This is a genomic window from Pseudomonas sp. Z003-0.4C(8344-21), from assembly GCF_900104975.1.
Lineage (GTDB): Bacteria > Pseudomonadota > Gammaproteobacteria > Pseudomonadales > Pseudomonadaceae > Aquipseudomonas > Aquipseudomonas granadensis.
Window position 1 is genome coordinate 5,125,397 of record NZ_LT629756.1, and the last position, 10,014, is coordinate 5,135,410.

The following is a 10,014-nucleotide window of genomic DNA, read 5'->3' on the forward strand; positions in this document are numbered from 1 at the left end:
AGATCGCAGCCCTCACCCTAGCCCTCTACCGGAGGGAGAGGGGACTGATTGGGGGATATTCGAGAGCTACGCCGACTTGAATGGCTTAGCTGAATCCATAATCGCCAAGCTCAAAGATCCATAATCGACTCGGTGGAGCAGGTCGATGCAGAATCCGAGACACCTCGGTCGGCCCCCTCTCCCCCTGGGAGAGGGCTGGGGTGAGGGAGAGCGTTTACTCGATCCCGACCTGATTGCGCCCATTGTTCTTGGCCAGATACAAACCACGGTCCGCCGCCGAAATCAGCAGGCGGCAATCACTGCCGGCCTGCGGTACCATGGTCGCCAGACCGATGCTGATGGTCAGGCTGTCGCCGGCCGCCGGAGTATTGTGCGGAATCTTCAGCGCCGCCACAGTCTGGCGCAGCTTCTCCGCCACCAGCCGCGCGCCGCCCGGCGAGGTGTTCGGCAGCACCAGCACAAACTCCTCGCCACCATAACGCGCCGGCAGATCCGATGGCCGCGCGCTGGCGTCGCGGATCGCCGCCGCGACCTTGCGCAAGGCTTCATCGCCCTCGACGTGACCGAAACTGTCGTTGTACGACTTGAAGTAATCGACATCGATCATCAGCAACGACAACTGGCTTTGATCGCGCAACGAGCGGCGCCACTCCAGCTCCAGGTATTCATCGAAATGTCGGCGATTGGACAACCCGGTCAGGCCGTCGGAGTTCATCAGCCGTTGCAGTACCAGATTGGTGTCGAGCAATTGCTGCTGGCTGACCCGCAGCGCCCGGTAAGCGGCATCGCGCTGCAGCAGGGTCATGTAGGAGCGTGAGTGATAGCGGATGCGCGCCACCAGTTCGATGGTGTCGGGCAGTTTCACCAGATAATCGTTGGCCCCGGCGGAGAACGCCGCGCTCTTGATCAGCGGGTCTTCCTTGGTCGACAGGACGATGATCGGGATATCCTTGGTCGCCGGATGATTGCGGTATTCGCGCACCAGACTCAAGCCATCGAGGCCGGGCATGACCAGATCCTGCAAAATCACCGTCGGCTTGATGCGCACGGCCTGGGCGATGGCTTGCTGCGGATCGGAGCAGAAGTGGAAGTCGATGTTTTCCTGATTCGACAGCCCACGGCGCACCGCTTCGCCGATCATCGCCTGATCGTCCACCAACAACACCATGGCGGCGTTTTCGTCGGTTTTGATGTCGTCGATCTGTAAATCATTCATGGGCGGTCACCTGAGTGCTGCGGGGGCCAGGATTGCGGATATACCTGTTCATTTGGGGAAAATCTCCAGCAACCGTGGCGCTATTCTTTCCAGTGGACGGATTTCCACGGCAGCATCGATGGCCGCGGCGGCCTTGGGCATGCCGTACACCGCACTGCTGTGCTGATCCTGGGCGATGGTCAAATAACCCTGTTGGCGCATGAGCTTAAGCCCTTGCGCGCCGTCGCGCCCCATCCCGGTCAATAAAACCCCGACGGCGTCACCGTTCCAGTAATTGGCGACGCTTTCGAAAAACACGTCGATCGAGGGGCGGTAGATTTCGTTGACCGGTTCGGCGGTGTAGGCCAGCGTGCCGTTCTTGAGCAAGCGAATATGGTGATTGGTCCCGGCCAGCAGCACCGCGCCGCTTTGTGGCGGCTCGCCTTCGCGAGCCAGACGCACATCCAGGCCACTGGCACCGGCCAGCCATTCGGCCATGCCGGCGGCGAACACCTGATCGACATGCTGAACCAGCACAATCGCTGCCGAGAAATCTTTGGGCAAACCTTTAAGCAGAACCTCCAGCGCTGCCGGGCCGCCAGCAGACGAACCAATCGCCACCAGGCGCTGACGTGAGGCCGAACTGCGCTGGGTCGTCGGCGCCGGCCGCGCGCGTGGCGCCTTGTCGCCGATCAGCCAGCCGATATTGAGGATCTTGCGCAGCAACGGCGCCGCTGCTTCCTGCGGGTTGCTGCCGCCAACGGCTGGGGTGTCGACCACATCCAGCGCGCCGTGGCCCATGGCTTCGAAGACCCGGTGTACGTTCTGCTGGCGGTCAACAGTGACGATGACGATGGCGCAAGGGGTTTCGGCCATGATCCGACGCGTCGCTTCAACACCGTCCATCACCGGCATGATCAGGTCCATCAGGATCAGGTCCGGAGTGTTTTCGGCGCACAGTTGCACCGCCTCGGCGCCGTTGCGCGCCATCCAGACCACCTGATGCGCCGGCTCGAAGGCCAGCGCCCGGCGCAGCGCCTCCACCGCCAGCGGCATGTCATTGACGATTGCGATCCTCATGCCCGCGCTCCCCCGATGAGCTCGACCACTGCATCGAGCAGGGCGTCGTCATGAAAACTGGCTTTGGCTAGATAATAGTCGGCGCCGGCGTCCAGTCCACGGCGCCGGTCTTCTTCGCGATCCTTGTACGAGACGACCATCACCGGCAGCGATTGCAAACGGTTGTCGCGGCGCAGCAGGCTGACCAGTTCGATGCCGTCCATGCGCGGCATGTCGATGTCGGTGATCAGCAGGTCGAAGTCCTCGGAACGCAGGGCATTCCAACCGTCCATGCCATCGACCGCTACTGCGACGTCGTAACCACGGTTGAGCAAGAGTTTGCGTTGCAGTTCGCGCACGGTCAGCGAATCGTCCACCACCAGCACCCGCTTGCGCGCCGCTTCCGCGGCTTGATTGCCGTGGCGGGCAATTCGTTCCAGGCGCCCGGTGTTGAGCAGTTTGTCGACCGAGCGCAGCATGTCTTCGACGTCGACGATCAGCACCACCGAGCCGTCATCGAGCAAGGCGCCGGCGGAAATGTCCTGAACCTTGCCCAGCCGCTCATCCAGCGGCAACACCACCAGGGTGCGCTCGCCGATGAAACGCTCGACCGCCACACCGTAAATCGCATCGCGCTCGCGAATCACCACGACCTTGAGGGTTTCGCCGCTGTTCTGGCTGGCCGGACGATTGAGCAGTTGACTGGCCGCGACCAGCCCGACATGCCGGCCTTCGTGCCAGAAATGCTGGCGACCTTCGACTTGAACGATGTCTTCGGGGGCCAGATCGCACATGCGTTCGATGTGCGCCAGCGGGAAGGCATAAGCCTCTTCACCGACGGCCACCACCAGACTGCGCACCACCGACAGCGTCAACGGCACCTCCAGGTGGAAGCGGCTGCCCTCGCCCGCCGTCTGCTCCAGTACCACGGCGCCACGCAACTGGCGAACCATGTGCTGAACGGCGTCAAGTCCGACGCCACGACCGGACACTTCGGTGACCTTGTCGCGCAGACTGAAACCGGGCAGGAACAGGAAGGTCAGCAGTTCTTCCTCGCTCAACTGCGCAGCGGTTTCGGCTGGGGATAACTGCCGCTCGACGATGCTGCGGCGGACTTTTTCCAGATCGACACCGTTGCCGTCGTCACTCAGTTCCAGCACCAGCAAACCGGCCTGATGCGAGGCGCGCAGGCGAATCAGGCCTTCTTCCGGCTTGCCTTGATGCAGGCGTTGTTCAGGCGTTTCGATGCCGTGATCAACCGCGTTGCGCAACAAATGCGTCAGCGGTGCTTCGAGCTTTTCCAGCACGTCGCGGTCGACCTGGGTTTTCTCCCCCTCGATCTCCAGGCGCACCTGTTTGCCGAGGCTGCGCCCCAGATCACGAACCATGCGCACCTGCCCGCTGAGGACATCGGCGAACGGGCGCATGCGACAGGCCAGCGCCGTGTCATAAAGCACTTGCGCACGTTGGCTGGCCTGCCAGGCGAATTCATCGAGCTCGGCGTTTTTCTCGCTGAGCAGTTGTTGCGATTCGGCGAGCAAACGGCGCGCGTCTTCGAGGGCTTCCAGCGCCTCGAGGCTCAAGGCGTGTTCCTTGAGGTGCACGTTGAGGTTTTCCAGCGCGCGCAGACCGTTGTTCTGCATGCGCTTGAGGCGTTGCATGGTCGCCAGATGCGGCTTGAGGCGCTGGGTTTCCACCAGCGATTTGCTCGACAGATCGAGCAGGCTGTTCAGGCGTTCGGCGGTCACCCGCAAGACGCGCTCGCCACCTTCCGTGGTGCGCTTGCTTTTCCGCGGTGCCGGCTCGGCAGCTTCGACAGGCGCCTCCATAGCTGGCACCGGCACTGGTGCGGGCTCGAGTTGCAACTCGGCCATCGGCGGCGCGACGACGGGCGCTGCTGCCGGGGCCGCCGACGGATCGAGCAACCGCGCCATCAACGCTACATAGGCCTCGATGTCTGGCGGTTGTGGCGCGTTCGCCGGCGTGGCGATGCGCATGAGCAAATCGGTGCCCTGCAACAACGCGTCGATATGCTCGGGGCGCAGCAGCAGGCGCCCTTCCTGCGCGCTGACCAGGCAATCTTCCATGACATGGGCGACGCTGACGCCGCTGTCGATACCGACGATCCGCGCTGCGCCTTTGAGCGAGTGGGCGGCGCGCATGCACGATTCTAGGTGATCGGCCTGAGTTGGATTGCGTTCCAGCGCCAGCAGCCCGGCGCTGAGAATCTGGGTCTGGGCCTCGGCTTCAAGGCTGAACAGCTCGAGCAGCGAGGCGTCGCGCATTTGCTCGGGGGTCATGTCAGGCTCCGGGTCACGGCGGACAGCAACTGTTCTTCGTCGAGCCAGCGCAAGCTGCGACCGCGATATTGCAAAACACCGCGAGTATATTTCGCACTTGCCTGCGCAGCGGATTGCGAGGCGGCCGCAAGAATGCGCTCGTCAATGGCATGAATGCCGTCGACCTCGTCCACCGGCACCACCACCGGCCCGCCATGGGCGGCGATGATCAGCATACGCGGCATGATCCGCGCACCGGTAGCCGGCGCGGCATTGGCATCCAGATCGAGCAATTCAACCAACGACAGGCACGCGACCAGCGCGCCACGCACGTTGGCCACGCCCTGCAGCGCTCGCGAACGCTGATGCGGCAGCGAGTGAATCGCCTGCATCGGCGCGACTTCCACCAAGCTGCGCGTGGCCAGCCCAAGCCATTCTTCGCCGAGGCGGAACATCAGCAGCGAGCGGGTCTTTACGTCCGTCTCCACAGCGCTGGCCACCGGGTCGCGCTCGTCCTGCTGCAACGCGTAACGGTCGAGCAGGCGCGTGGCCGCGGCGGAATACACCGAGCAGTTACGGCAATGAATGTGTTCTTCGAGCAGCGGGCAAGACTTGTCGCCATGAATGCCGATGCGATTCCAGCAATCGTCGATGTCGCGGGCGTCTTCGTGGGTGACGTTGAAAGTGTCGGACGCGATCATCGTTTGCGCTCACTGTCGGCGGTGCGGCCGCTGCGGGCGGCACGCTCCTGCAATCGTCGGGCTCCCGCCGTGTCGCCCTGGGCCTGCAGTAACGCCGCCAGGTGCATCAACGCTTCGGGGTGTTGCGGTTCGAGGTACAACGCCTTGCGATAGAAACCCTGGGCTTCGAGGGTCAGGCCGGCGACATCGCTGAGCAGTCCGAGCCAGTAAAACACCTGCGCCACCGGCTCGTGGCTACGCAAATAGTGTTCGCAAGCGGCGCGCGCTTCGGCACTTTTGCCCTCGTTGGCCAGCGCAGCGATGTGCGCCAGCAAGCTGGCGGCGTCCGGATTCGCGGCTTTGGCCGCGGTTGGCAATGGTGTCACGGCAGCAAACGGGCGACTGCGCACAACCGGCACTGGCGGCGGATTGCGCAGCGCTTGGCTGATCGGCACGGCGATCGGTTTCGGCGTCGGCAACGGCTCGGGGTGCGGTTCGCTGTGACGGCTGAACGCGAACGACTGGGGAATGCCGATCGAGCGCATGCCCAGACGGCCGAGCAGGCTGCCCTCGGCGGGGCCGATAAACAGCACGCCGTCGAAATGCGTCAGGCGCTTGAGCACTTCGAACACCTGCTTCTGGGTCGGCTGGTCGAAGTAGATCAGCAGGTTGCGGCAGAACACGAAATCGAAGGCTGGCTCACTGGCCAAGAGCGCTGGATCGAGCACGTTGCCGACCTGCAAACGCACCTGTTCACGCACGTTTTCGTTGACCCGATGGCCATCCTGCTCGGCGAAAAAATGCCGTTCGCGGAAATCCAGATCCTGGCCGCGAAACGAATTCTTGCCGTATAAGGCACGCCGCGCCTTCTCTACCGAGAGCGGGCTGACGTCCATGCCATCGACCTTGAATTGATGCGGCTGCAATCCGGCATCGAGCAGGGCCATGGCAATCGAATAAGGTTCCTCACCGGTGGAGCACGGCAGGCTGAGGATGCGCAGCGCGCGCATATTGTTCAGTTCTTTAAGCCGGGTGCGCGCCAGTTTGCCCAGCGTGGCAAAGGATTCCGGATAACGGAAAAACCATGTCTCCGGCACGATCACCGCTTCGATCAGCGCCTGCTGCTCATCCCGCGAGCCTTGCAGCAATCGCCAGTAGTCATCGCTATCAGCCGCCTGCGAAAGCGTGGTGCGCTGACGCACAGCACGCTCGATGATCGCCGGGCCGACCGACGTTACATCGAGGCCGATGCGCTCTTTGAGAAAGTCGAAAAACCGCTGATCAGCGCTCATGCCTGCGCCTCAAGCTGCGCCGGGTCGCGCGGCGGATCGGGAAACAGCAAGACGCGCACCGACTCCTCGAGCAAGTCATGGACCCGCACCCACTGCACCAGCCCGTGGGCGTCTTCGCGCACTGGACCAAGGTACGGCGCCTCGCGGTTATCGAGGCCGTAAGGCTGAAAATCTTCAGGATGGCAACGCAGGGTATCGGTCGCCTGCTCAAGAATCAGCCCGAGCCACTGCGCAGACTCGGCGTCATCCGGGCGATAGTTGACCAGCACCAACCGCGTGCTGGTGCGCGCCTCGGCAGGCTGGCCGAAGGTCAAGGCACTGAGGTCGATGACCGGCACCACCGCACCGCGATAGGCAAACACTCCGGCGACCCATTGCGGCGCCCGGGCAATCGGCTTCAACGCCACTCGCGGCAACACTTCCGCCACTTCGGTGGCGCGCAGGGCATAACGCTCGCTGCCGATGCGAAACAGCAGGAACAATGCCGGTTTCGTCACTGGCGTAACACCGCGCTTGGCGATGACTTCGTTCATCAGACTTTGAATCGCGAAACGCCGCTGCGCAGCCCGACGGCCACCTGGCTCAGTTCGTCGATGGCGAAACTGGCCTGGCGCAGCGATTCGACGGTCTGGCTGCTGGCGTCGCCCAACTGCACCAGCGCATGGTTGATCTGCTCGGCGCCGGTGGCCTGGGCCTGCATGCCTTCGTTGACCATCAACACCCGCGGCGCCAGCGCCTGCACCTGATGAATGATCTGCGACAACTGCTCGCCAACCTGCTGCACCTCGGACATGCCGCGACGCACTTCCTCAGAGAATTTGTCCATCCCCATCACCCCGGCCGACACCGCCGACTGGATCTCGCGCACCATTTGTTCGATATCGTAAGTGGCGACAGCGGTCTGGTCGGCCAGACGCCGTACTTCGGTGGCGACCACGGCAAACCCACGCCCGTATTCACCCGCCTTCTCGGCTTCGATGGCAGCGTTGAGCGACAGCAGATTGGTCTGATCGGCAACTTTGACGATGGTGACGACCACCTGATTGATGTTGCCAGCCTTCTCGTTGAGGATCGCCAGTTTGGCGTTGACCAGATCGGCGGCGCCCATCACCGAGTGCATGGTGTCTTCCATGCGCGCCAGGCCTTGCTGGCCGGAGCCGGCGAGCACCGAGGCCTGATCGGCAGCCGTCGACACTTCGGTCATGGTGCGCACCAGATCTCGCGAGGTCGCGGCAATCTCCCGCGAGGTCGCGCCGATCTCGGTGGTGGTCGCGGCGGTTTCGGTGGCGGTGGCTTGCTGTTGCTTGGAGGTGGCGGCGATCTCGGTCACCGAGGTGGTCACCTGCACCGACGAACGCTGCGCCTGGGAAACCAGCGAGGTCAGCTCGGTCATCATATCGTTGAAGCCGGTTTCGACCGCGCCGAATTCGTCTTTGCGATCAAGGTTGAGGCGCGAACTGAGGTCACCGGTGCGCATGATGTCGAGGATCGTGACGATGCGGTTCATCGGTGCCATGATCGCGCGCATCAGCAACAGACCGCACAGGCCGGCGGCCAGCACGGCGACCAGCAAGGAAATGATCATGCTGACTTTGGCAGTTGCTACGGCATCATCGATATTGGCCATGGCCGTATCCGCGACGACCTTGTTTTCGCCGATGATGTCATTGAGTTTCATGCGCCCGGTGTACCAGGCCGGGGTCAGCTTTTCGGTGAACAGCTTGATCGCCTCGGCTTCCAGTTTGCGACTGTGCAGATCGAGCACGGCATCCTGAATTTCGATATAGGCGTCGTGATACTTCTCGAACAGGGCGAACTCGGAGCGATCCTCTTCGGTCGCCATGGTCTTGCGATAGTTGGCCATCTGCTCTTGCAGGCGCGTTTCGAAGGCCTTGTAGTCGGCGGCGTCTTCACTGGAAATGCCCTGCCCTTCCTTCAGGCCCAACAGTTCTTGGGTTTGCAGATAACTGTCGACCCATGCGCCGCGAATCATCGAGCTGTAGTAAACACCGGGAATGGCATCGTCGCGCACGCTGTTTTCGCTGGCCTCGATCTTCAACAGCCGTGAATAAGAGAGCACCACCATCATCAACATGATGGCGATAATCACCGCAAAGCTCGCCAAAATGCGTTGGCGCAACGTCCAGTTCTTCACAGTGATTCCTCGGTGCCTGATCGAAATGCGGGGAGTATAGCCGAGCGCGCTGTTTCATTTATAAGACGCTTTTAAACCCTCATCTGCCGCGCCCCTGTGGCTGGCTCGAACTTAAGCCCAACCACCAACCCTGTAGGAGTGAGCCTGCTCGCGATAGCGGTGGGTCAGTCACCAACGTTCTGCCTGAACAGACGCCTTCGCGAGCAAGCTCGCTCCCACAGGTTTCGCGGTGGACGCAAGCTCCGGAACAACACAAAAATCCTCTGTAGGAGTGAGCCTGCTCGCGATAGCGGTGGGTCAGTCACCAATGTTTTGCCTGAACTGCCGCCTTCGCGAGCAAGCTCGCTCCGACAGGTTTCGCGGTGGACGCAAGCGCCGGGGCCTTACACAAATCATGTGTGTGCGAGCCTGCTCGCGAAGCAGACACCTCGGTCCCAAAAAAATACCCAACTGCGCAAGAAGTTGCGCAGTTGGGCGTAATATTTCACGGGGCAAATCCTCTGCAGACCACGCCGCACAAGGCCTGCAGCCAAGTGCGCAAGAAGTTGCGCAGTACTGCGCAACTTCTTGCGCACTTTCTTGTTGTTTTCACGCTGAAAACCGCCTCGAGTGATCCCCAACCACCGCGCCGCTCCCGCCACCCGGGCACTTCAGCAGACCTGGCACGCTCCTTGATAACAGTCAGGCACCCACCGGGCGATTTCGCCTCCCGGGCACCTTAAATTTATCCGCAAGGAGAGCACCCCATGGCAACACCAGCGTACATGTCGGTTACCGGCGAAAAACAAGGCCTGATCACTGCAGGCGCATTCACCGCTGACTCCGTAGGCAATACCTACCAGGAAGGCCACGAAGACCAGGTCATGGTTCAGGCTTTCACCCACGACGTGATCATCCCGCGTGACCCGCAATCCGGTCAGCCAACCGGTCAGCGCGTTCACAAGCCAGTTGTGATCACCAAGGTCTACGACAAGGCTTCGCCACTGCTGCAAGCAGCACTGACTTCCGGCGAGCGCATGAGCGAAATCGTTATCCAGTGGTACCGCACTTCGGCGCAAGGCACCCAAGAGCACTACTACACCACCAAACTGGAAGACGCGATCATCGTCGCCATCAACAACAAAATGCACAACTGCCAGGATCCAGGCAACGCGCACTTCACCCACCTGGAAGAAGTGCAGTTCACCTACCGCAAAATCACCTGGACCCACGAAGTATCCGGTACTTCGGGTTCCGATGACTGGCGTGCTCCAGTCGTTTAATTACGGCTGATCGTTACAAGCATCGGCCAGCTCTGCTGGTCGATGTTGTTTACGCCCCTCCAGAATTTCGCGTACGTTGACCCGCTTTTGCG

Annotated in this window: 8 protein-coding genes; 1 reads left to right on the forward strand and 7 read right to left on the reverse strand. The window is 61.9% G+C overall.

Features of this window, described 5'->3' with window-relative positions:
• Positions 1-214: 214 nt before the first annotated feature.
• Genes BLU24_RS23225 through BLU24_RS23255 form a run of 7 tightly spaced genes read right to left on the reverse strand, consistent with a single transcriptional unit; the run spans position 215 to position 8,660 of the window.
• Complete coding sequence (locus BLU24_RS23225; RefSeq protein WP_093104337.1) at positions 215-1,216, reverse strand: response regulator; 1,002 nt, start codon at positions 1,214-1,216, stop codon at positions 215-217.
• Between the two features lie 48 nt (positions 1,217-1,264).
• On the reverse strand, positions 1,265-2,275 hold the full coding sequence (locus tag BLU24_RS23230; protein WP_093104339.1) for a chemotaxis response regulator protein-glutamate methylesterase: 1,011 nt from the start codon (positions 2,273-2,275) through the stop codon (positions 1,265-1,267).
• Complete coding sequence (locus BLU24_RS23235) at positions 2,272-4,554, reverse strand: hybrid sensor histidine kinase/response regulator (RefSeq protein ID WP_093104342.1); 2,283 nt, start codon at positions 4,552-4,554, stop codon at positions 2,272-2,274. Before BLU24_RS23235 ends, BLU24_RS23230 begins: the two co-directional genes overlap by 4 nt.
• Complete coding sequence (locus BLU24_RS23240) at positions 4,551-5,234, reverse strand: chemotaxis protein CheW (protein WP_093104345.1); 684 nt, start codon at positions 5,232-5,234, stop codon at positions 4,551-4,553. Before BLU24_RS23240 ends, BLU24_RS23235 begins: the two co-directional genes overlap by 4 nt.
• Positions 5,231-6,505, reverse strand: a complete 1,275-nt coding sequence (locus tag BLU24_RS23245) for a CheR family methyltransferase (RefSeq protein WP_093104348.1) — start codon at positions 6,503-6,505, stop codon at positions 5,231-5,233. Before BLU24_RS23245 ends, BLU24_RS23240 begins: the two co-directional genes overlap by 4 nt.
• The gene (locus BLU24_RS23250) at positions 6,502-7,038 is read right to left on the reverse strand and encodes a chemotaxis protein CheW (RefSeq protein ID WP_093104351.1); all 537 of its coding nucleotides are present in this window, start codon (positions 7,036-7,038) and stop codon (positions 6,502-6,504) included. Before BLU24_RS23250 ends, BLU24_RS23245 begins: the two co-directional genes overlap by 4 nt.
• The gene (locus BLU24_RS23255; RefSeq protein ID WP_093104354.1) at positions 7,038-8,660 is read right to left on the reverse strand and encodes a methyl-accepting chemotaxis protein; all 1,623 of its coding nucleotides are present in this window, start codon (positions 8,658-8,660) and stop codon (positions 7,038-7,040) included. Before BLU24_RS23255 ends, BLU24_RS23250 begins: the two co-directional genes overlap by 1 nt.
• A gap of 746 nt (positions 8,661-9,406) precedes the next feature.
• Between BLU24_RS23255 and BLU24_RS23260 the strand changes: the two genes are divergently transcribed.
• Complete coding sequence (locus tag BLU24_RS23260; protein ID WP_007949952.1) at positions 9,407-9,922, forward strand: Hcp family type VI secretion system effector; 516 nt, start codon at positions 9,407-9,409, stop codon at positions 9,920-9,922.
• Positions 9,923-10,014: the final 92 nt, after the last annotated feature.